Origin of the sequence: Streptomyces sp. NRRL S-340, assembly GCF_000720185.1 — a bacterium.
Taxonomy (GTDB): Bacteria; Actinomycetota; Actinomycetes; order Streptomycetales; family Streptomycetaceae; genus Streptomyces.
Genome location: NZ_JOIY01000005.1, coordinates 16,683 through 37,155, shown reverse-complemented (window position 1 = coordinate 37,155; position 20,473 = coordinate 16,683). Strand labels below are relative to the sequence as shown.

Here is a 20,473-nt window from a genome sequence, read left to right as displayed (position 1 = left end):
ACGGTCGGCGACGATGACCGTACTGATCCTCACGGGCGAGCAGGACGTGACGGCGGACATGGTGGTGCTCCACCTCAACGCCTCCTCGGTCCCGGTGGTCCGGCTCGATCCGGCCGATCTGACCGCGGGCGCCGAGCTGTCGGGCGAGTACGTGCGCGGTTCCTTCCACGGCCATCTGTCGTGCGCGGGACGGCTGGTGGGGCTGGGCGGGCTGCGCTCGGTCTGGGTGCGCAGGCCCGGCGTTCCGGCGGCCCGGGCGGCCGAGCCGTCGGCCTGGCTCACCGAGGAGTCGGCGCAGGCGCTCTACGGCATGCTGCGCGGCTGCGGGGCGCGCTGGATGAACGATCCCGACGCGGCGCGCCGGGCCCGGGTCAAGCCCTGGCAGCTGCGGCTCGCCCAGCACTGCGGGCTGCCGGTGCCCGCCACCCTGATCACCACCTTCCCGCAGGCCGCCCGGGACTTCGCCGCGCGCTACCCCGACCTGGTGGTCAAGCCGGTCTCCGGGGCGCACCCGCAGGAGCCCCCGCGGGCGGTGCCGACCAGCCGGGTGGCGCCGGAGGCGGACTTCGGGGCGGTCGCCTACGGGCCCACCCTCCTGCAACAGCGGGTGGCCAAGCGGGCGGACATCCGTCTGACCGCCGTGGGTGACACGCTGCTGGCCGCCCGCAAGGAGACACCCGCGGACGCGGACCCGGACGAGGTCGACGTCCGCTTCTCCTCCGCCGGGACGCCGTGGCTGCCGGCCGAGGTGCCGCCGCGGGTGGCCGCGGCCGTACGGCGCTATCTCGCAGAGGCCCGGCTGGCCTACGGAGCTTTCGACTTCGCCCAGGACGCGGACGGCCTGTGGTGGTTCCTGGAGTGCAACCAGGCCGGGCAGTTCGGGTTCGTCGAGGTGGAGACGGGCCAGCCGATCGCCCGGACGATCGCCGAGTGGCTGGCCCGGCCGGCGGCACCCGGGGCCGCCTCGTGACCCTCGTGACCGCATCACGGACCGGCACGCAGTGCCACCGAGGGCCGCGGGCGCCTCCCTCGTCCCCCCGTCCGGGAGTCAGACGGCCAGCGACAGGCCGCTGTCGCCGTCCGCCTCCGGGGCGACGCCCGCCGCCCGGCCGGTGGCGAGCAGCAGCGCGTCCGCCCGGACGATGGCCTCGTCGATGCTGGTGGTGCCCATCATGACGCACAACGTGTAGCTCACGTCCTCCAGTTCCCGAGCCGTCTCGGCCCGCTCCCTCTCCGCCTGTGCGATCTTCAGTGATGCGTACCGGGTCAGCAACGTTCTGACGATCTTCGGGTCCGGAACCAGCACGGAGCGCCCCTCTCTCGAATTTTTCCTGCGTATGCCCCAGGCACGCCGTGCCATGCATGCCGACCGCCTCGCGGCACATGATTGACCAGATTCAGTCGATTTCCGATGGATCACCCATGGATCGACGGCGGGTCCCGGCCGTCACCGGCCGCCGTCCCCGCCACCGCGCGCCGCGGTCCGGCACTCCCCCGCGGCCGTGCCGCCCCGGACACCGTCGTACCCGCTGTGGCGCGCGGCGCAGGCCCTGCACTCGCGCGGCACGGGGCACCGGGTACACACCGCGCGGGCCTGGCGTATCCGGCGCGGCGGCCGGACGCCTTCTCCTGGCGGGAAGCACCGCTCGGGGGCCTCGAAGCGGCAGGCTCCGCGCTCGCGCCGGTTCATGACCGGGCCCGCGGTGGGGCGGACGCCGGGCGGGAGGTGCGGGCCGGACGGCACGGCCGCGCGCCGCGCTCGATTCGCTGGGTGACGCTCACCGGGGCCTCCGCTGCACATTCGGCCGCACCTCCGCGGGCAGCCCCCGCCGACGGCGACAGGACGCCGCACGACCCGCCAGAGGTATCCGCAATATAGGGGCTTTTCCGGCCTTCGGCCAAGATTGGGCGAGCGGCACGCACCGGACACACCGGAGAACACGGGGTCAGAAGCCGCGACGGGCGGACGGTTTGCGGCACGGGGGCAGGACCGGCGGCGATCCTCCGCGGACCTGGCCGGATCCCGGCGGGTCCTCACAGGGCGGCCTCTCCGGGACCGGCGAACGCACCGGGAGCCGGGGCGCGCCCTCCCGCCCTTGGCCGTACTCGCGTATCAGACGGCCTGGCCGCGGCGCGAGGCTACGTTCTCCCGGCCGGTGCCGCCGGACAGGACCTGGACGGCTCCGCCGGGCGCCGCGGAGCGTTCCGTGGCCGTCCCGTGCCGTGGCTGCGGCGGATCGCCGCCGCGGGAGGGCCGCCCGCTGCGGCGCAGGGCGTGACGCGGGACCGGTCGCGGAGGGACTCACCCGGCGAGCGCGTCGGCCAGTTCCGTGGTGGCCCGGGTGATCTCGCCGTCCTGTTCCGCGAGCAGCGTGCGCAGGGCACCCGAGCGCGCACGGACGGCCTGGCGTGCCCGCCGCTCCCACACCACCGGATTCTCCCGGTGGTTGAGGACCTTGGGGTAGACGGCCGCGACGCTCTCCCACTGGCGGGCGTCGGCGATGTTCCGGAGCAGCTGGATGATCTGCGGCCGGCAGGTCACCCGCGGCGTCTGGGCCAGCTCCCACAGGAACGGGACGGTGGCGGCGGTCGCCTGCTCGACCACGAAGCCGTACTGGCAGACACGCGTGCGCAGTTCGTCCAGGGCCGCGCGGGCGGCGTCCGCGTCGTCCCCGGCCACCGTGCGCAGCAGGGCGGGGACGCCGGCCGCGGAGCCGGTGGAGTCCCTGATGTCGCTCCAGGGCACCTGCCCCAGTGCCGCGAGAGGCGTGGTGGCGGCCGCGCCGGCCGTGGAGATCGCACGGTCGGTGCGCTGTGTGCTCGGCTGGTCCGTCGGTGCGGTACGCATGGCGTCGGGCCTTTCCGCGGCGGTCGTATGGGGGGAGGGTCCTTCGGCAGGGCGGGTGCGCCGGCGCCTCACGGTCCGGGGCGCCCGGCCCGCGGCGCGCGCCGGGGTCCGGGCCCGCCGCCGCACCGGTGCGCGGCGTTGTGCGACGGTGCGGACGCGGGGACCGGCCGGGGCGCGACGGCGGCGGTCACGCCCGGTGTTCCGGGCGGGAGGATCGCAGGTGAGGGCACTGGAGCCTCCTGATGCGACGTCACCGAGGCGCGCCCACCGAGGGGTTGACGCTCCGGCTATTATCCACACTGTCAGCGTCCGCGTGCAATTGCACGCGAAATTTCTCGTGAAAGTGCGCGACGAGGGGAAGGATCCGGTGGGGCGCCGCCGGAGACCGACGGCGAGCCGTGCACACCTCACGACGGAACGGGAACAGCGAGGAGACTGCGGTGCCACCAGTGTCGAACGGAGTGCGGGCCAGTGCGTTGGACGCCCGCTGGGTCAAGAGCAGGCACAGCAACGCCGAGGGCAACTGCGTGGAGGTCGCCGCGCTGACCGGCGGGGACATCGCGGTGCGCAACTCCCGTGACCCCGACGGCCCCGCTCTGGTCTACACCCCGGCCGAGGTCGCCGCTTTCCTGGCGGGCGCGAAGGAGGGCGAGTTCGACCACCTGCTGGGGTGATCCGCGCCCATCCGCGCGGAAGCGGAAGGGAGTTGGCGAGTTGCCGATCCTCGTCCGGACGGATGCCCTCCGCGGCGGACCGGTGCGATAGTGTAAGCCTCAAGTCTGCCGGTCCACTGGGGAGTCAGGATGTCCGCCGAGCCGCATCGCCTCTCCCGTCTGGAACCCTATCTCGACCGTGCCGAGCCGGCGCCGACTCTGCTGAAGATGCTGGTCGGCGTCCAGCTGGCCGGTTTCCGCGAGGACGCCGGGATGTCGCAGGAACAGGCGGCCCGGCAGCTGGGATTCAGCGCGGCGAAGCTCTCGCGCATCGAGTCGGGCAAAGGCCGCCGGCCTCCGACGGAGGGTGACGTCCGCGCCCTGCTGCGGCTGTACGGCACCGACGACTACGAGTCCTCGGTCCTGCTGAAGCTGTTGCACCGCGCCGGGGAGCCCGGCTGGTGGCAGCGCTACGACAAGCGGCTGATGCCCGAGTGGTTCGACCGCCTCGTCGGCCTCCAGGAGGCCGCGGCCGCGATCCGCACCTTCGAGATCCAGTACGTGCCCGGCCTGCTGCAGACCCCGGCCTACGCCCGGGCCGTGGTGGAGCGCGGCCTGCCGACCGCCTCCGCGGGCGAGGTGCAGCGCCGGGTCGAACTGCGCACCAAGCGCGCCGAGCTGCTGTCCCGTCCGGACGCGCCGCAACTGTGGGCGATCATGGACGAGTCGGTGCTGCTGCGCGTCCTGGGCAGCCACGCCGTCATGCGCGAACAGCTCGCCCGGCTCGTCGAGTTGGCCCAGCGTCCGCACGTGACCGTGCAGATCGTTCCGCTGGACGCGACGAACGCGTCGGCGCCCGCGATACCCGTCACGTATCTGCGCTTCGGCGGGCTCGACCTGCCGGACGTCGTCTACCTGGAGCACATCAGGAGCGCCAACTTCCTCGAGGACCGGGACGAGACGGAGGAGTACCGGATCTCGCTCGACCGGCTGGCCGACGAGGCACTGACTCCCCTGAAGTCGCTGGCGCTGCTCCGCAGGACCATGGACGAGCGCTACGCGGGACGCTGACCGGACCCACCCGCGCGCCGCCAGGACCCGTGCCACGCGGGCAGGCGCCGCCCGGACACGCGGGCAAGCGCCACGCGGCCGGGTACCGCCCCGGCCGCGTGGCGGCATGTGCCGCGCACGGACGAGTACCGCGCCGCAAGTACACGCCCCCGGAGGCCACTTGTGTCAGTGGTCCGGGGGCGTCGCCGTCGGCGCGTGGCCGCCGCGGTCCGCTACCTGACCACGCCGATGCCGCCGAACTCGACCCACTCGTGGGTGAGCTGACGGGGCGCCACCTCGGTGTCGGGGCGCCAGGTGGAGACCTCGACCAGGCCGGGGTCCAGGATCTCCAGACCCTCGAACCACTCGGCGACGTCCTTCTCCTGGCGCACCCGGCCCCAGTGCCCCTGGGTGGCCTGGGCCATGAAGTCGGTGACGAAGTCACGGACCTGCGGATCATCACTGACCAGTTGGCACATCAGCATGATGCTGCCGGGCACGAGCCGCTCGCGGACCCGCTCGACCACGGCGAGCGGGCCGTCGGTGTCACTGTCCGGGATGCAGTGGAACACCGAGTTGAACAGCACGGCCACCGGCTCGGAGAAGTCGATCAGCCGCCGGGTCTCCTCGTGCGCGAGGATCCGGTCGGTGTCCCGCATGTCGGCGTGGATGACCGCGGTGCGCTCGTCCTGCTGCAGCAGGGCACGGCCGTGCACCAGCACCATCGGGTCGTTGTCCACGTAGACCACGCGCGTGTCGGGGGCGATGCGCTGGGCGACCTGGTGGACGTTGTCCTGGGTGGGCAGGCCGGAGCCGTGGTCCAGGTACTGGCGTATCCCGTACTCCTGCGTGAGCGTTCTGACCGCCCGCTGCAGGAAGCGGCGGTTGTTCAGGGCGAGCCTGCGGGTGCTGGGGACGACCTTGTCGAGTTCCTCGCACGCCACGCGGTCCGCCGCGTAGTTGTCCTTGCCACCGAGGTAGTGGTCGTACATGCGCGCGGCCGTCGGCACGTTCTCGTCGATCTTCGTGGACAGTTGGTTCTCCGTAGGCATCGATCCCCCAGATTCGCCGAATCCACCGCGCCAACTGGGCCGGTTTGACTGAGAGTACATCCTAGGGAATGCGTGTTTGACCGAACCAGTCCATGGCCGGACGCAGGGCCGCGACCCCCTGTCCGATCGTCCCGATCGGCCCGATCGTCACACATTCTTCACGTCGCCGGACCCATCGAAGGCGCGGTTCGGAGCACCCGCCTCCTGTGTCGGAGAGGGAGGCGTCGTGGTGGTCGTCGCTGTTCTGTTGCTGCCGCTCGTGGGTGTGCTCCTGCTCGTCATGGACCGGATCGAGGACCGGATGTCCGGCGCCGCGCCGGCACACGGCCGGCCCGCCCGGCACCGCGGGCACCTGCGGCTGATCGCCGGCGGCCGCCGGGAGGGCGCGCGGGACCCGGGTCCCGCCGCTTCCGGGACGGCGGAGCAGGAGGAACCGCACGGGCCGGATGACGTGGCCGGGCGCCGGAAGACGGGTGCGCCGCAGGAAGCGGGCGGCGGCGCGGCGCCGCGGCGGGAGGCCGGCGCGCCCGCGGGGCGGGACAAGGCTGCCTGAGACGCCGGTGGGGCGGCCGCACGAGGGCGGACTCCCCCGCACCGGCGCCCCGGGCGCTGTGACACCCTCGGCCGGGACCGGGCCGCTGCGGATTCCGGTCGTCATCCTGTTCGACTCTGTGGAGAGGCAGCGGTATGCGCATCGGACTGCTCGGCACCGGCCCCTGGGCCCGGATGGTGCACGCACCCGCCCTGAGCCGGCACGACGGCCTGGACTTCGCCGGTGTCTGGGGGCGCCGGACGGACGCCGCGGAGGAACTGGCCGCCCGCCACGGCACCCGCGCCTACGACGACGTCGACGCGCTGCTCGCGGACGTCGACGCGGTCGCCGTCGCGCTGCCGCCGGACGTCCAGGCCGAGCTGGCGGTGCGCGCCGCCCGCGCCCGCTGCCACCTGCTGCTCGACAAACCGCTGGCGGCGACGGTGGCAGGCGGCCGGGCCGTGGCCGAGGCCGTCCGGCGGTCCGAGGTGGCCTCGGTGGTCTTCTTCACCACCCGGTTCCAGGCGGCACCGCAGGCGTGGATCGACGAACAGGCGGAACGCGGGGGCTGGTTCACCGGGCGTGCGCAGTGGCTCGGCGCGGTGTTCTGCGGGGACAGCCCGTTCGCTGCCTCGCCCTGGCGGCGGGAGAAGGGCGCCCTGTGGGACGTCGGCCCGCACGCGCTGTCCGTGCTGCTGCCGGTCCTCGGTGACGTACGGCGGGTGTCGGCCGCCGCGCCCGGTCCCGGGGACACCGTGCACGCGGTCCTCGACCACACCGGCGGCGCCTCCAGCACCCTGACCCTCAGCCTGACCGCTCCGCCCGCGGCGGCCGGGGCGGCGGTGGAGGTGCGGGGCGCGGCCGGGGCGGCGGTCCTGCCCGAGGGCTCCGAGGAGGCGGTCACCGCCTTCACCCGGGCGGCGGACGCACTGGCCGGCGCGGCGCGCACCGGACGCCCGCACCCGTGCGACGCGGCCTTCGGGCTGCGCGTGACGGAGATCCTGGCGGACGTGGAGACACTGCTGGACCGCACCGCAGACGGCTGCGGGGCGGCGGACGCCGGACAGCCTCGTCACGGCACCGGCGACCAGACCCGTGACGGCATCGGCGTCAGGGCCCGCGAAGGCGCCGGCGACGGGGCCCGCTGAGGGGTCCGACGGAGCGGCTGGGGGTGCGGTCGGGCTCACACGCCCTTCTGGAGCGCCGCGTCCGGGGTGCGGGGTCCGGGGCGGCGTAGCAGCGTGGTGGTGTGGTGAAGCCGCCTGCCCTGGTGTCGCGCCGGGACCCGCTCCGGCGGGGCTGGCTGCGGGGTGCCCCGCCGCCCCGCTGGGTGCGCGTCCTGCCGGCCGCCCTGACCGCCGGCGTGTGCGTGGCGACCCTGCTGAGCCCGAACCCGCTCGACATCGGGTTCCTGCTCGGTGCCATCCCGCCGCTCGCCGTGCTGTCGTACGGGCCGCTGACGACCGCGCTGCTCGGCGGCGTCGTGGTGGCCCTGCTCAGCGTGCCAGCCTTCCGGCTGGACCATCCCGGCAACACCGACCTGGAGACGGTCTGCTTCGTCGCCGCCCTGAGCGTCCTGCTGTCGTACGTGCGCAGCCGCCGCGACGCGCAGCTCGACCTGCACCGCACGGTCGCCGAGGCCGCGCAGCGGGCCGTGGTGCCGCCGCTGCCCGAGCGGGTCGGGCCGGTGCGCTGCGCCGGGCTCTACCGTGCCGCGCAGCGCGGCACGCTGGTCGGCGGGGACTTCTTCGACGTGCGCCGCGGTCCGCGGGGCGTCCGGGCGGTCATGGGCGACGTGCAGGGCCACGGGCTGGCTGCGGTGTCCACGGTCGCCGCGCTGCTGGGCAGCTTCCGGGAGGCGGTGCTGGACCGGCCGGGTCTGACGGAGGTCGTGGCGGCGCTGGACCGCCGGCTGGTGGTGGACTCGGCGGAGGTGCGGCACGCGGAGCTGTTCGCGACGGCCGTGCTGCTGGAGTTCGCCCGCGACGCGCGGTCGGTGCGGGTGGTGACGTGCGGCCATCCGCCCCCGGTCCTGTTGCGGGACGGGACCGCGACGGAGCTCGCCGTGACGCCCTGGACGCCCCTGGGCCTCGGACTGTCCGACGGGCTTCCCTCGCCGGACGGGCACGTCGAGCCGCTGCGCCCCGGTGACGTGCTGTTCCTGGCCTCCGACGGCGTCACCGAGGCACGGAACGGCGACGGCGCGTTCTACCCGCTCCTGGACCGGCTGCCCCGGCTCGCCGACGGCGATCCGGCCGTCCTCGCCGAGCGGGTGCTGGCCGACCTCCTCACGCACTGCGGGACGATCCGCGACGACGTGACGATGCTCGTCCTCACGCCGTGCCCCTCGCGCGAGGCGGGAGCGGGCCCGGGGGCGGGCACGGGAGCTGCGGCGGCCGCGGCTGCGGGACGAGGGCGGATTGGTGAGGCCGGTGGGACCGCTGGGGCGAGCTGAGGGCCACGGGGGCGGTCCCGGTGCCGCTCAGGCGCCCTGGGCGCAGTCGGCGGCGCGCAGTCCGTCGTGGCCGGGCTCGCCGGGCGCGGCCGCCGCCGGGTGCCGCGACGGAACGGACACGGGCACGATCACGGGGACGGGCACGGGAGCGGACTCGGGCGCCGCACCAGGCAGCCCGGCAGCCGCCGGTACGACCGGGTGCCGCGCGGATACGGACTCGGGTGCCGGCGCGGAGACGGGCGCGGGAACCGATACGAGCGCGGTCGCGGAGACGGGCGTGGACGCGGGCGCGGGGCGTGCGCGACGGTCGCGCAGGACGGTCGCGGTGGCGATGGTGCCGGCGATGAGGACGCCGCCCAGCACCAGCGCGCCCCGGGCCCCCGCGGCCTGCATCAGCAGGCCCAGCAGCGGCGGGCCGACCAGGCTCCAGCCCGTGCTCGCGGTGCGCCACACGCCGAGCACGCGGCCGCGCATGTGCGCCGGCGGGTCGGTCTGCAGGACGGTCGTACCGGCGGTGTCGGAGACCGACTCCACCACCGCCATCGGGGCGACGAGCAGCAGCAGGACCCACAGGTCCGGGGAGAGGCCGGCGGCGATCTGCAGCACCGCGCCGGTCGCGGCGAGAGCGCCCACCAGGCGTACGGAGGGACTGCGCAGGCGCCCGGCCAGCACCGCGCCCACGACGCCTCCGACGGCCAGGACGGTGGAGACCGTGCCGAACGCCCCGGCGGCCCCGCCGAGCGGCCCGGTGACCAGCACCGCGAGGGTCAGCCCGTAGTTCCTGCCGAAGACGCTGCTGATCGCGGTGATGCCGGCCAGGGCGACGAGCCGGGGGCGGCGCAGGAAGAAGCCGAGGCCGTCGCGGGCTCCGGTGCCCCGCCGGGACGGTGCCGGGGCGGCGGGCCGCCGCCGGGACGGCGGGGAGGCGGACGCCTCCTGCCCGGCCTCGGGGTGGGGGCGCAGGAAAGGGATCACCGCGGCGACGGCCAGGAAGGAGATGCCGTTCGCCGCGTACGCGGCTCCGGGCCCCCACCAGCTGACCACCATTGCGGCCAGGGCGGTGCCGCCCACCCGGCCGGCGCCGCTCACCACCGAGCCCAGCGCGATCGACGACGGCACGTCCTTCGGGGGGACGAGGTCGTTGCCGAGCAGGGCGCAGGCGGGCGCGTCCACGGTGGCGATCAGACCGGTGACCGCCGCGAGCACCATGAGGACCGGCACGGTCAGGTGGCCGGTGACGACGAGCGCGGCGGTCAGGAAGCCGACCAGGGCGAGCAGGGCCTGGCTCACCGAGGCGGTGAACCGCCTCGGCCACGCGTCGACGGCGGCGCCGCCGAGGAGCCCCAGCAGGAGCCCGGGCGCGGCCTGGGCGGACAGGGACAGGCCGGTCGCCGCGGCGGAGCCGGTGAGGTGGAGGACGAGGAGGTTCTGCGCGGTCAGCTGCATCCAGGTGCCCGCGTTGGAGACCAGGTTGGCCGCCGACCACCAGCGCATGCTGCGGTGGCGCAGGGCCCGCCAGGGGGCACGGTCCGCCTCCTCGGCCGCTCGGCGCACCGGGCGCCGGGGTGAGGGCAGGACCACGCGCCGGGAGGCGGCCGTGGGCACGGACGAGGAAGCAGGAGAAGCGGAGGAAGCAGAGGTGGATGAGGCCACGGAAGGACGCTTTGCGTGAGAGACCGGACGGCTTGCCGTGCTGTGCCGCCGGGGGCGGCTCGACGGTGAGACGTGGTCGGGCACAGCGGCTGCCCATCATCACAGACGGGACGGGACGGTCGGTGCGCGCGGCCGCCGGCGCGGTCCGCGGGGGCACCCGACTCTGCCTCGCCGCACCGGTGTTGCCGACGCGGTGGTGTTGCTCACAGAGGCGGGAGCTGCGGGGCCGGGACCGAGGAAGCCGGGGGTGCGGGGTCCGTGCCGTGCGCGGGCCGGGACCGGTCCCCCGTTCCGGTCCCGCCCGCCCGTCCGGCCCCCGCGTGACCCCCTCGGCCCGTTGAACTTACGTGGCGCTTACGGGCGTCAAAACCGCGTCAGTGCCCTTTCGGGCAACCGGAGGACTCACCCGTGCACAGGTGAGTCCGGAATGCCCCTGTTGAGCCCTGCTGCCGCCCTGCCTCGCCGCCGGTCGGACCCCTCGGACACCGGGACCGGCGGGCAGCAGGGCGAGCACGGGGGCGGCCGTCCGCGGGACAGAGGGCGGCCGTCGGCGGGACAGGGAGCGACGGCGGGGCAGGCCGGACCGGCCGTCAGCCACTCGGGCGGGCGTGCGGGGCCAGCCGGCCGGTGCGGGCGGTCGGAGGGCGGCCGGCCGGGGCGGGCCGGGCGGGGTCAGCCGGCCGCGGGCGGCGGATCGAGGGCCGGCGGGTCCAGGTCGCCCGCCGCCATCTGGGCCAGCACGACTTCGTAGAGGTCGCTGCCGACGGCCAGGAGCTGGCGTTCGAGGACGGGCTCCACACCGCGCACGTGCTCGCGCACGGTCTGCGCGTGGACGCCGAGCAACTGCGCGGCACGCTCGGCGTTGCCCCCGGCGGCGGTCCAGGCGCGCAGCGTGCCGCGCAGGTCCCGGGTGTCCGCCGCCAGGCGCCCGAGGAGTTCCCGCGCCCAGGTGCGCAGCGCCGGCCCGGTCAGCAGCTCGCCCAGACCGGCCCGGCGGGCCCGCGCAGCCGGTCCGGGGGCCGGTTCCGGGACGAGGCCCGCCTGCGTGTTCAGGGCGAGGTGGACGGCGGCCCGCACGGTGAGCAGGGAGAAGTCCGCGCCGAGCAGCCCCTCCACCCGTTCCATCCGGGCCCGGACGGTGTTGCGGCTCACCCCGAGGATCCGCGCCGCGCTCACCGCGGGGAACTCGAGCCCGAGCCGGGTGGTGGCGACCAGTTCCGCGCGGGTGTGGTGGGCGAGGGTGTCCAGGGGCCGCAGCAGCCGCCCCGACCAGGCGTGCAGCGCCTCGTGGTCCATCAGCCGCTCGGGGTGGGTGCGCTCGGCGTACACGGCGGTGCCGTCCGGGCGGAACCTGGCGAGCGCGAGGGCGCTGACCGCCTGCCCGTAGGCCGTGGCGGTCCGGGCCAGACTGTGCCGGATGCTGCCGCCGAGGAAGGTCTGCGGGCGCGCGCCGACCAGCGTGCGCAGCTCGCGGCCGGTGGTCTCGGCGGGGGCGATGACGATGACGTGGCCGTCCACCGCCGGGCAGCGGACGACCAGTGCCTGCCCGCCGGTGGCGTCCAGGCACTCGGCGGTCAGCCGCTCGCGTTCGTCGGGGTGGGCCTCCAGGACGTAGACGTGCGCGGTGTCGGTGTCGAGCAGGCCGGGCCACAGCCCTGCGGCGACCCGGCGGGCCGAGACGATGTCCTCGACCATCAGCAGCTGCAGGATGGCGAGGCGCAGGGCGGCCGTGGCCTGTTCGAGCCGGCGCCCGGTCTCGGCGGTCTCGTCGGCCCGCAGCAGCAGTTCGACCACACCGGCGGCGCGCGTGAGCATCTCGGCGGTCCGCCGGTCGAAGGGGGTGACGCGGGAGACGGCGAGCACACCGGCCGCGGGTGCCTGCGGGCTGCCCACGCGCACCGCGCGGACGTGACGCCCCGCGTCCTGGAGCGCCGCCGAGGCGAACCGGCCGGCGCGGAGGTCCGCGATCACGTCGTCGGCCAGGGGCACGCCCGCCCCGGCGCGGAGGGTGCCGTCGGCGTCCAGGAGGCAGGCCGTGCCGTGGGCGGCGTCGGCGAGCCAGGCCACGACCTTGCGCACGTCGCGCCCGGTGGGCCGCAGATGGTCCAGGAGTTCTTCGGCCCAGGTGGCGTGCCCGCCGCCTCGCTCGTGCGCCGGGACGGCTGCGTCCTGTCCGCCGGCCATGTCGGCTGTCTCCTCCCGTTCCTTGTACACCGCAGTACACCGCACTGACCTCGGCGTTCTCGGTCCGGGACGTTACCAGCGGCGGCTGTTGACGCGCTGTGCGAGGCTCCCGCGCGTACGGGCTGCGCAGGTCGGCGAGGTGGGGGGCTGACGGAAGGGGGCGGCTTCGCCGGTGGGTCACGGGGGGGTGGTGAGCGACCGGCGAAGCCGCGCGCCCGGGGGCCGGGGGGGGGGACAGCGCCCGAGCGGTACACAGCTCTGGTTCCCCGCCTCGGGCCGAGTACGCGCGGGAAACACGGCGAATTTGCGGACCGGCACGGCCCCCGCCACCGCCCTCGACCGCCACCACACCCCGCCCCGCCCTCGGCCCGCACCGCCACCGGCCGGCCGCACGGACCTCGCCCCCGCCGGCGGGCGCACAGCGCCCGCACCCGCACCAACGCCCCTCCGTCACCCCGGACAACAGCCGGGGCACCCGTGTCCGACGGCCCGTCCGTGCGGCGGCGGCCGGGCGCACGGCATAAGCTCGGCGGATGGCGAAGTACTTCGACGTGCACCCGGACAACCCCCAGCCGCGCGCCATCCGGCAGGTCGCCGACGGCCTGCGGGAGGACGCCCTGATCGCGTACCCGACCGACTCCTGCTACGCCCTCGGCTGCCGGCTGGGCAGCCGCGACGGCGTCGACCGGATCCGGGCGATCCGCCGCCTGGACGACCGGCACCACTTCACCCTGGTGTGCCAGGACTTCGCACAGCTCGGCCAGTTCGTACGGATCGACAACGACGTGTTCCGGCTGATCAAGGCGGCCACGCCCGGCAGTTACACCTTCATCCTGCCGGCGACGCGGGAGGTGCCGCGCATGCTGCAGCACCCCAAGAAGAAGACCGTCGGGGTGCGCATCCCGGACCACGTGGTCACCCAGGCCCTGGTGGCGGAACTCGGTGAGCCGCTGCTGTCCAGCACCCTGCTGCTGCCCGACGAGGATGAGCCGATGACGCAGGGCTGGGAGATCAAGGACCGGCTCGACCACGTGCTGGACGCGGTGGTCGACTCGGGCGACTGCGGTACGGAGCCGACGACCGTCGTCGACTTCTCGGGCGGCGAGGCCGAGATCGTGCGGCGGGGGGCGGGCGACACCTCACGGTTCGAGTGAGGGGTCCGGCCCCGGTCGCGGGCCGTGCGGGCCCGTCTCCGCCTCGGCGGGCGGGCGCGTGCCACCATGACCACGATCCGCCCGACCCCCCGCGCCCGGATCCGAGATCTCGGGCGCCCCGGGCAACCCCTCACCGCCGGTGACGTCCTCACCGGCGGCCGCGCAGGAAGGCAGCCCCATGAGCGCCGTACAGGGACAGACCGTCGAGATCCCCACCGAGGACGGCACGGCAGACGCCTATCTGGCCCACCCCGCGGACGGACTTCCGCACCCGGCCGTCCTGTTCTACACGGATGCGTTCGGTCTGCGTCCGCACGTCAAGGGCATGGCCGACCGGATCGCCGCCGCCGGTCACACCGTGCTGGTGCCCAATGTGTTCTACCGTCACGGGCGGGCGCCCGTCGTGGAGTTGCCGGAGTTCATCGACCTCTCCCAGCGCCCGGAGGTCTTCGGCCGGATCATCCCTCTCATGCAGGCCCTGACGCCGGAACTGGCACGGCGTGACGCGGGGGCCTACCTCCGTATGCTCGCCGGCCATCCCACGGCCGCCGACGGCCCGGTGGCCGTGACCGGCTACTGCATGGGCGCCCGGCTGTCCCTGCTGACCGCGGGCGCGTACCCGGACCGGGTCGCGGCGGCGGCCGGCTTCCACGGCGGCGGGCTGGCCACCGACGGTCCCGACAGCCCGCACCTGAGCGCCGCGAACGTCACCGCGGAGCTGTACTTCGGGCACGCCGACGACGACCCCTCGCTGCCGCCCGAGCAGATCGAGCGCCTGGAGGACACGCTCACCGCGGCCGGCGTCCGGCACCGCTGCGAGGTCTACCCGGGCGCCTCGCACGGCTTCACCCAGGCCGACACCGACGCCTACGACGCCAAGGCGGACGAACGGCACTGGACGGCCCTGCTCGACCTGCTGCGGCGCACGTTCGGCTGACCGGCGGCGGCTCAGCTCCCGTCCGCCGCAGGCCAGTTGGGGGCGGGTGGCCGGGCCCTGTCCCGGCCACCCGCCCGTCGCGCGCGGCGCACAGGTTGTTACGGTGCACCGCGTGTCTGACTCCTCACGCGATACCGTCGAAGGCGCCGGCTGGAACGGCGCCGAACGCGGCACCTACGCCCGGCTGATGCCGGACCGCGTCCAGAAACTGTCGTGGCTGAACCCCCGGACCCTGTGGGCCGCGCGCAACGGCGTGGCCGCCTCCTGGTTCGGGGACCCCACCGGGCAGACCCGTTCGCGGTGGGTGGCGCAGCAGGCCGCGGCCGGGGCCCCTGCGGACAAGGTGATCCGGCGTACGGAGGCGGACCGCTTCTCCTTCATGGTCATCGGGGACACCGGTGAGGGCGGCGAGTCGCAGTACGCGGTCGTGCCGGGCTTCCTGGAGGCGTCCCGGGACACGTCGTTCGCCGTGCTCGCCAGCGATGTGATCTACCCGGTCGGCAGCACGGACGACTACGGCACGAAGTTCTTCCGGCCCTACCGCGACTATCCGGCGCCCGTCTACGCGATTCCGGGCAACCACGACTGGTACGAGGACCTCGGCGGGTTCATGCGCGTCTTCTGCGACGACGCGCCGCCGCTGCCGCCGGAGCCCCGGCCGCGTGCGCTGAGCCGGGCCTGGTGGCGTGCGCTGCTGTGGCACCGGCCGCGCCCCGCCGACGAGCAACGGCTCGCGGAGGCACGGAAGTTGCGTTCCGCGCCGGGACAGCAGGCCGTCCAGCCGGGCCCGTACTGGGCGATCGACGCCGGGCCGCTGCGGATCGTCGGCATCGACACGGGCCTGCTCGGCACCCTGGACGCGGAGCAGGGCGCCTGGCTCCGGGAGGTGTCCCGCGGGCCCCGCCCGAAGATCCTCGTCACCGGTTCCCCGCTGTACGTGGACGGCGAGCACCACCCCTGCCCCATCGAGGGCGGGGGCACCGTCGACGACATCGTCCGCGACCCGGCCCACCACTACGTGGCGGCGATCGGCGGTGACATCCACAACTACCAGCGCTATCCGGTGGACGTGGACGGCCGCACCGTCCAGTACGTGGTCTGCGGGGGCGGCGGCGCGTTCATGCACGCCACCCACACCATCCCGCGGGTGTCGGTCGCGAACGTGACGGAGGCCGACTTCCGCTGCTACCCGCTGCGCGGCGACTCGCTGGCGTTCTACAGCTCCCTGTACGCGCGCCGGCTGCGGCTGCGCCGCTTCTTCACGCTCACCGAGGCGGAGGGGATGGCCGTGATCGCCGAGCGGCTCGGCATACCGCCCACCCGCACGCCGGGCGGCCCGGTCCGTCTCACCCGGCGGGTCCGCCTGGTCGCGAGCCTGCTGGGCGCCGGCCGCCGCCCCGACCGCCGGGCCCGGTTCCGCCTCCCGGTGCGCAAGATCTACACCCAGCTCTTCTCGCCGGGTTCGGTCACCTACAGCCCGCCCTTCTTCAAGTCGTTCCTGCGGCTGGACGTCAGCCCGGATGCGGTGCGGCTGCGCTGCTTCGCGGCGACCGGCAACCGCGCGCAGGAGGTCGACCCGCCGGTCGAGGACGAGGTGGTCATCCCGCTGCCCCCTCGGGTCTGAGCGCCCGGCGGTCTCCCGGGTCCGGCGCGCCCCGGCGCCGCGCGGTGCTCCCGGCCCGCGGGACCGCCGCGGCCGGCGGGTCGGTCCGGACCCAGTGGCCGCGCCGCGGTGCTCCGGTGCTCCGCCGGCCGCCCGGCACGGTCCGGACCGATCGCGGCAGGCTCCGCGGCGGACGGCGACAGGGCCTCACACCGTGAACTCCCGTACCACGGTGTTCCGGAACACGGCCCGGCCGCCGGCGCTGAAGAGGGCGAGCCGGTCGTCGACCAGGTAGGGGAAGGCCGCCGAGGAGTGCACGTGACGGCCGTCGTCGACGAACATCTCGACCGAGGTGCGGTCGACGAGGATGCGCAGGCGCACCGGGCGGCCCGCGGCGCCCAGCGGCGTGCGGCTCTCCTGCCAGGTGCCCGAGCCGTCGGGGTTCACGGTGGCGCGGCGGTTGAGGAAGGCGTAGTCGCCCCAGATCCCGGCGTCGATGTGGCGGTTGCCGTCCGGGGAGCGGCGCAGTTGCAGGCCCGCGCCCGTCGGGTGGTCCGCGGTGATCTCGCAGCTCACCTCGTAGGAGACGCCGGTGTACTCCAGCAGGCGGGTGCCTTCGACGCTCAGGTCGCCCAGGCGCACGGTGCGCGAGACATGGGAGTCGAGGGCGGCGACGGGCCGTGAGGCCAGGTGGTACGTGCCCGAGTCGTCGCGGCGCAGCACGACTTCGCGGACGATCGAGTCGGTGCCGTTGAAGCCGTCGCAGTCGATGGTGGGGGTGGTGTGGGCGTAGTCCCAGTTGTTGAGCCAGCCGATCGCGTACCGGACGGCCGGGTCGGGGGTGCCGTCCGCGCGGTGCCGGTCGAAGGTGACGGCCGCGTACCAGTCCCAGCCGTGGTCGAGCCACTGCGGGTCGGCGGCGTCGGGGGTGAAGGCGCCGCCGTCGAAGGAGCCGGTCCAGTAGGCGTAGGTGTGGGGCAGTCCGGCGGCCTTGCCGTTGGCGCTGACACCCAGCACCCACTTGGCGGTGCCGTCCGCGGCGGTGATGCGGAACAGGTCGGGGCACTCCAGGACACCGAGGCCGCGGTGGGTGAAGCCGCCGGCGGGCGTCCAGGACTTCAGGTCGGCGGAGTGGTGGAAGCCGATGGTGTCGTTCTGGGCGAGGGCCATCACCCACCGGCCCCGTTCCTCGTCGCGGATCACCTTGGGGTCGCGGAAGTCGGCCACGCCGGGGTTGGGCAGGACGGGGCCGGTGCCGTAGGGGGTGAAGGTCCGTCCGCCGTCGGTGGAGTAGTACAGGAACTGCTCCTGGTGATCGGTGCCGCCGCCCGGTGACATGGTGACGATGACGACCACCGCCCCCGCGCCGAACCCCGCGGTGCCGTGGGTGTCCACCACGGCCGATCCGGACCAGAGGTCGCCGTTGGGCGTCGTGTCCTTGGGCACGGCGACGCCCCGGTCCCGGAAGGAGACCAGGTCGGTGCTGGTGGCCAGGCGCCAGGCGGTGCCGACCTCGCCTGCCAGGTAGTCGGCGTTGTACAGGTAGTAGTAGTGGTATTCGCCGTCGATCCACAGGGGGCGCTGCGGGTCGTTCTTCCACTGGTCGGGGACGGTGAAGTGGTATCCGGCACGGTAGCGGGCGGCGGGGACGGCGTCCGGCCGCCGGGGGCCCGCCGGCACCGCCGCGCCCGGCCGGCCCGCGCCCGCCGCCGGGGCCGCGGGCAGCAGCGCCGCGGCCGTTCCCGCGGCCGTTCCCGCGAACAGCGCTCTCCTGGTCATGTCACGCACCACGCGAGGTTCCTCTCCTCGGACGGGCAGGGGTGCGCCGCCGGCGGGCCCGGCCGGCGGCGGCTCATGGGTCCAGGACTGTAGACCTAACTCGTTAAAGGTCAAGCGTTCGCGCCCCTTGACAGGGGAGTCGCACGGTTTTCATCATCGGGGCGTCACCTGCCTGCTAACACGAGTTAGGTCCACGATGACCGACGTCCTACCCTCCCGCCGGGCGCTGCTCAGGTACGGCGCCTACGGCACGGGGGCAGCCGCCCTGGCCGGCACCGCCGCGAGCTGGGACCGCCTCACCGGAGCCGACATCCCGGGCCGCGACGACGGCTCCCTCGTCGTCGCCACCCTCGGCTCCGCCTTCGACCCGGCCGCCGTGCGCGCCCTCCGCGACGGCTTCCGTGCCCTGCACCCCGGCATCGACGTGCGGATCGACGCCGTCCAGGCCGTCGACTGGCCGGACTTCTTCGCCAAGGTCCTCACCCAGATCGCCGCGGGCACCGCCCCCGACCTCGTCTACGTCGCCACCGAGGGCGTCCAGTTGTTCGCGAAGCGGCTCGGCGTCCCGCTGGACGGCTGGGTGCGCCGCGACGCGGCGGAACTGCGCGAGTACTTCGCCGACGTCCACCCCTCGCTGGTGGAGTCGATGATGTACGAAGGGAGCCTGTACCAGCTTCCGGTCGAGTTCAACGCGGCCGACATGTACCTCAACCGGCAGGTGCTGCGGCGGGCGGGCGCCGAACTGCCGCCCGCCGACTGGACCCGGGACGACTTCACCGCGCTGCTGCGCCGCATGAAGCGCTCCGGCGGCGCCCACTTCACCCCGTACTTCTGGACCAACCGCCTGTGGGGCGGCGTCGTGCCCTGGCTGTTCGCGAACGGGACCAACCTCCTCGCCGAGTCCCGGGCACCCGGCGGCGACTGGCTGTGGAACACCTTCTACCCCGCCGCCGAGCGCGCCGGCCGGGGCGGCGGCTTCCGGTGGACCACTCCGCAGGCCACGGACGCCCCGGTCGAGGAGGCGTACGACTATCTCGCCTCCCTCGTCGCGGAGGGCCTGTGCACCCGTCCGGAGGGAGGCAACGGCAGCAACCTCGTCGGGGTGTTCTCCACCGGCCGGGTCGGCGTCACCCCGGCGGGCGGCTTCTGGGCGGGCGGGCTGCACCTGGCGGGCATGAGGCCCGACGCCTACGACGTGCGCTACTTCCCTCGCCGGCTCAGCAGGCGCCACCAGTTCGGCGCCGCCGGCTACGCGCTGCTGCGCACCTCCAAGAAGCAGGACGCGGCCTGGGAGTTCATCAAGTACGCCGTCCGCCGGGACACCCTCACCCGGCTGTTCCGGGCCAACCAGACCACCCCGGCCCGCCGTTCGATGCTGACCTCCGCCCGGTACGCCGTGACCGGCCCGGCGCACTGGCGGATCTTCTACGACACCCTCGACAAGTTCCCCGACACCGGCCCCGTCCCGGCGCCGCCCCAGGTCGCGGAGGTGACGCAGGTCCTGCTCAAACACACCGGAACGGCCCTCGCCGCGCCGCGCGCGGTGGGCCCCGCGCTGCGCCGGATGCAGGACGACCTGGAGAAGGCCATGGAGCGTGACGCATGACGAACACCCGGCTCCCGTCCCGGCGGACGCGAGCGGCCGCACCGGCCGCCCCCGCCGCCCGGGCCGCCGCCCGGCCCGCCACGCGCGAGCGGGGCACGCGGCTGCTGGCCGCGCTGTTCCTGGCACCGACGGTCCTCGGCATCGTCGTCTTCACCGTGGTGCCGATCGCCGGTTCGGTGGTGCTCAGCCTCTTCCACTGGAACGTGATCGACTCCCCCGGCTTCGCGGGCGGCGCCAACTACCGCGAGGCCCTCGGGGACACGACCGTCCTGGTCTCCTTCCGCAACACGCTCGTCTTCATGGTGCTCGCGGTCGCCCTGCAGCTGACCGTCGCCCTCGCGCTCGCCCTCACCGTGGACGGGCGGATGCCCGCCTGGCTGCGGTCGGTGTTCCGTTCGGCGTTCTTCTTCCCGCTGGTGCTGTCCGCCGCCTCGATCTCCGTGGTGATGAAGTACCTCTTCAACCAGGACTTCGGTGTCGTCAACTGGCTGCTCGGGCTGGCCGGCATCGCCCCGGTACCGTGGCTGACGTCGGAGCACGCGGCGCTGGCCACGGTCGTCCTGGTCTACGTCTGGCAGCAGTTCGGCTTCTCCTTCCTGCTCTTCGTCGGCGGGCTGAACAACATCCCGAAGGAAATCCACGAGGCAGCCTCCCTGGACGGCGCCCGGGGGCTGCGCAAGCACCTCGCCGTCACGCTGCCGCTGCTGTCGCCCACGCTGCTCGTCGCGTCCGTGGTCGGCATCATCAACGCCCTCCAGGTCTTCGAGCAGCCGTACGTCCTGACCGAGGGGGGCCCAGGCGACGCCACCCGGACGGTCGTCATGGTCATCTACGAGAAGGCCTTCGAGCAGCTCCGTTTCGGTGAGGCGTCCGCGGTGGGCGTGCTGCTGTTCGTCCTGGTCATGGCGGTCACCGCCCTCCAGTTCCGGCTCAGCCGGCGCTTCGTCCACTACCAGTGAGCCCGGTG

At 74.5% G+C, this 20,473-nt stretch carries 18 protein-coding genes; 11 read left to right on the top strand and 7 right to left on the bottom strand.

Annotation, left to right across the window (positions count from 1 at the left end):
- Nucleotides 1–13 precede the first annotated feature (13 nt).
- A complete protein-coding gene (gene tgmB, locus IG64_RS04875) occupies nt 14–970 on the top strand; it encodes an ATP-grasp ribosomal peptide maturase (protein WP_037852324.1) in 957 nt (318 codons plus the stop codon).
- Between the two features lie 78 nt (nt 971–1,048).
- Here the strand turns inward: tgmB and IG64_RS04870 are convergent, their stop codons facing one another.
- The 3 genes from IG64_RS04870 to IG64_RS04865 all read right to left on the bottom strand — a co-directional run bounded on the left by IG64_RS04870 (nt 1,049) and on the right by IG64_RS04865 (nt 2,848).
- The gene (locus IG64_RS04870; RefSeq protein WP_037852323.1) at nt 1,049–1,306 is read right to left on the bottom strand and encodes a DUF5133 domain-containing protein; all 258 of its coding nucleotides are present in this window, start codon (nt 1,304–1,306) and stop codon (nt 1,049–1,051) included.
- Nucleotides 1,307–1,447: 141 nt separating this feature from the next.
- Nucleotides 1,448–1,690 (bottom strand): WhiB family transcriptional regulator, encoded by a 243-nt coding sequence (locus IG64_RS38330; protein WP_078883812.1) that lies wholly within the window; start codon nt 1,688–1,690, stop codon nt 1,448–1,450.
- Between the two features lie 612 nt (nt 1,691–2,302).
- A complete protein-coding gene (locus IG64_RS04865) occupies nt 2,303–2,848 on the bottom strand; it encodes a hypothetical protein (protein ID WP_037852322.1) in 546 nt (181 codons plus the stop codon).
- A gap of 440 nt (nt 2,849–3,288) precedes the next feature.
- Here IG64_RS04865 and IG64_RS04860 point away from each other — a divergent pair, with 440 nt between their 5' ends.
- Both IG64_RS04860 and IG64_RS04855 read left to right on the top strand, forming a co-directional pair.
- Nucleotides 3,289–3,522: a DUF397 domain-containing protein gene (locus IG64_RS04860; protein ID WP_078883793.1), complete on the top strand. Its 234-nt coding sequence runs from the start codon at nt 3,289–3,291 to the stop codon at nt 3,520–3,522.
- Between the two features lie 129 nt (nt 3,523–3,651).
- Entirely contained in the window at nt 3,652–4,572 is a 921-nt protein-coding gene (locus IG64_RS04855; RefSeq protein ID WP_037852318.1) for a helix-turn-helix domain-containing protein, read from the top strand.
- 212 nt (nt 4,573–4,784) lie between these two features.
- On the opposite strand, the gene IG64_RS04850 is transcribed toward IG64_RS04855, so the two are convergent.
- The gene (locus IG64_RS04850; protein WP_037852316.1) at nt 4,785–5,603 is read right to left on the bottom strand and encodes an SAM-dependent methyltransferase; all 819 of its coding nucleotides are present in this window, start codon (nt 5,601–5,603) and stop codon (nt 4,785–4,787) included.
- A gap of 229 nt (nt 5,604–5,832) precedes the next feature.
- On the opposite strand from IG64_RS04850, the gene IG64_RS41470 reads away from it, so the two are divergent.
- From IG64_RS41470 to IG64_RS04835, 3 genes are all read left to right on the top strand, one after another.
- Nucleotides 5,833–6,156 (top strand): hypothetical protein, encoded by a 324-nt coding sequence (locus IG64_RS41470; RefSeq protein WP_199811514.1) that lies wholly within the window; start codon nt 5,833–5,835, stop codon nt 6,154–6,156.
- A gap of 134 nt (nt 6,157–6,290) precedes the next feature.
- The gene (locus IG64_RS04840) at nt 6,291–7,283 is read left to right on the top strand and encodes a Gfo/Idh/MocA family protein (protein ID WP_078883792.1); all 993 of its coding nucleotides are present in this window, start codon (nt 6,291–6,293) and stop codon (nt 7,281–7,283) included.
- Between the two features lie 101 nt (nt 7,284–7,384).
- Nucleotides 7,385–8,590 carry a PP2C family protein-serine/threonine phosphatase gene (locus IG64_RS04835; RefSeq protein ID WP_078883791.1) on the top strand — a complete coding sequence of 402 codons (1,206 nt, stop codon included), beginning with the start codon at nt 7,385–7,387 and terminating at the stop codon, nt 8,588–8,590.
- Nucleotides 8,591–8,617: 27 nt separating this feature from the next.
- On the opposite strand, the gene IG64_RS04830 is transcribed toward IG64_RS04835, so the two are convergent.
- Together IG64_RS04830 and IG64_RS04825 are read right to left on the bottom strand one after the other, a co-directional pair.
- Nucleotides 8,618–10,084: an MFS transporter gene (locus IG64_RS04830; RefSeq protein ID WP_234438401.1), complete on the bottom strand. Its 1,467-nt coding sequence runs from the start codon at nt 10,082–10,084 to the stop codon at nt 8,618–8,620.
- 831 nt (nt 10,085–10,915) lie between these two features.
- Entirely contained in the window at nt 10,916–12,427 is a 1,512-nt protein-coding gene (locus tag IG64_RS04825; protein WP_037852571.1) for a helix-turn-helix domain-containing protein, read from the bottom strand.
- Between the two features lie 533 nt (nt 12,428–12,960).
- On the opposite strand from IG64_RS04825, the gene IG64_RS04820 reads away from it, so the two are divergent.
- The 3 genes from IG64_RS04820 (at nt 12,961) to IG64_RS04810 (ending at nt 16,142) form a co-directional block, all read left to right on the top strand.
- Nucleotides 12,961–13,581, top strand: coding sequence for an L-threonylcarbamoyladenylate synthase (locus IG64_RS04820; RefSeq protein ID WP_037852315.1), 621 nt, complete (start codon nt 12,961–12,963; stop codon nt 13,579–13,581).
- Nucleotides 13,582–13,759: 178 nt separating this feature from the next.
- On the top strand, nt 13,760–14,518 hold the full coding sequence (locus IG64_RS04815; protein WP_037852314.1) for a dienelactone hydrolase family protein: 759 nt from the start codon (nt 13,760–13,762) through the stop codon (nt 14,516–14,518).
- 112 nt (nt 14,519–14,630) lie between these two features.
- Nucleotides 14,631–16,142: a metallophosphoesterase family protein gene (locus tag IG64_RS04810; RefSeq protein WP_199811507.1), complete on the top strand. Its 1,512-nt coding sequence runs from the start codon at nt 14,631–14,633 to the stop codon at nt 16,140–16,142.
- 186 nt (nt 16,143–16,328) lie between these two features.
- On the opposite strand, the gene IG64_RS04805 is transcribed toward IG64_RS04810, so the two are convergent.
- Entirely contained in the window at nt 16,329–17,909 is a 1,581-nt protein-coding gene (locus tag IG64_RS04805; protein WP_037852569.1) for a glycoside hydrolase family 32 protein, read from the bottom strand.
- A 187-nt stretch (nt 17,910–18,096) separates the two neighbouring features.
- On the opposite strand from IG64_RS04805, the gene IG64_RS04800 reads away from it, so the two are divergent.
- Both IG64_RS04800 and IG64_RS04795 read left to right on the top strand, forming a co-directional pair.
- Nucleotides 18,097–19,506, top strand: a complete 1,410-nt coding sequence (locus tag IG64_RS04800) for an extracellular solute-binding protein (protein WP_037852311.1) — start codon at nt 18,097–18,099, stop codon at nt 19,504–19,506.
- The gene (locus IG64_RS04795) at nt 19,503–20,465 is read left to right on the top strand and encodes a carbohydrate ABC transporter permease (RefSeq protein WP_037852309.1); all 963 of its coding nucleotides are present in this window, start codon (nt 19,503–19,505) and stop codon (nt 20,463–20,465) included. Before IG64_RS04800 ends, IG64_RS04795 begins: the two co-directional genes overlap by 4 nt.
- Nucleotides 20,466–20,473: the final 8 nt, after the last annotated feature.

What these genes read in the sequence shown, in the direction of transcription:
- IG64_RS04850 (WP_037852316.1), bottom strand. Translation starts at nt 5,603, where the DNA reads ATGCCTACGGAGAACCAACTGTCCACGAAGATCGACGAGAACGTGCCG.
- IG64_RS04800 (WP_037852311.1), top strand. Translation starts at nt 18,097, where the DNA reads ATGACCGACGTCCTACCCTCCCGCCGGGCGCTGCTCAGGTACGGCGCC.
- IG64_RS04825 (WP_037852571.1), bottom strand. Translation starts at nt 12,427, where the DNA reads ATGGCCGGCGGACAGGACGCAGCCGTCCCGGCGCACGAGCGAGGCGGC.
- IG64_RS04820 (WP_037852315.1), top strand. Translation starts at nt 12,961, where the DNA reads ATGGCGAAGTACTTCGACGTGCACCCGGACAACCCCCAGCCGCGCGCC.
- IG64_RS04795 (WP_037852309.1), top strand. Translation starts at nt 19,503, where the DNA reads ATGACGAACACCCGGCTCCCGTCCCGGCGGACGCGAGCGGCCGCACCG.
- tgmB (WP_037852324.1), top strand. Translation starts at nt 14, where the DNA reads ATGACCGTACTGATCCTCACGGGCGAGCAGGACGTGACGGCGGACATG.
- IG64_RS04815 (WP_037852314.1), top strand. Translation starts at nt 13,760, where the DNA reads ATGAGCGCCGTACAGGGACAGACCGTCGAGATCCCCACCGAGGACGGC.
- IG64_RS04840 (WP_078883792.1), top strand. Translation starts at nt 6,291, where the DNA reads ATGCGCATCGGACTGCTCGGCACCGGCCCCTGGGCCCGGATGGTGCAC.
- IG64_RS38330 (WP_078883812.1), bottom strand. Translation starts at nt 1,690, where the DNA reads ATGAACCGGCGCGAGCGCGGAGCCTGCCGCTTCGAGGCCCCCGAGCGG.
- IG64_RS04830 (WP_234438401.1), bottom strand. Translation starts at nt 10,084, where the DNA reads ATGCGCTGGTGGTCGGCGGCCAACCTGGTCTCCAACGCGGGCACCTGG.
- IG64_RS04855 (WP_037852318.1), top strand. Translation starts at nt 3,652, where the DNA reads ATGTCCGCCGAGCCGCATCGCCTCTCCCGTCTGGAACCCTATCTCGAC.
- IG64_RS04865 (WP_037852322.1), bottom strand. Translation starts at nt 2,848, where the DNA reads ATGCGTACCGCACCGACGGACCAGCCGAGCACACAGCGCACCGACCGT.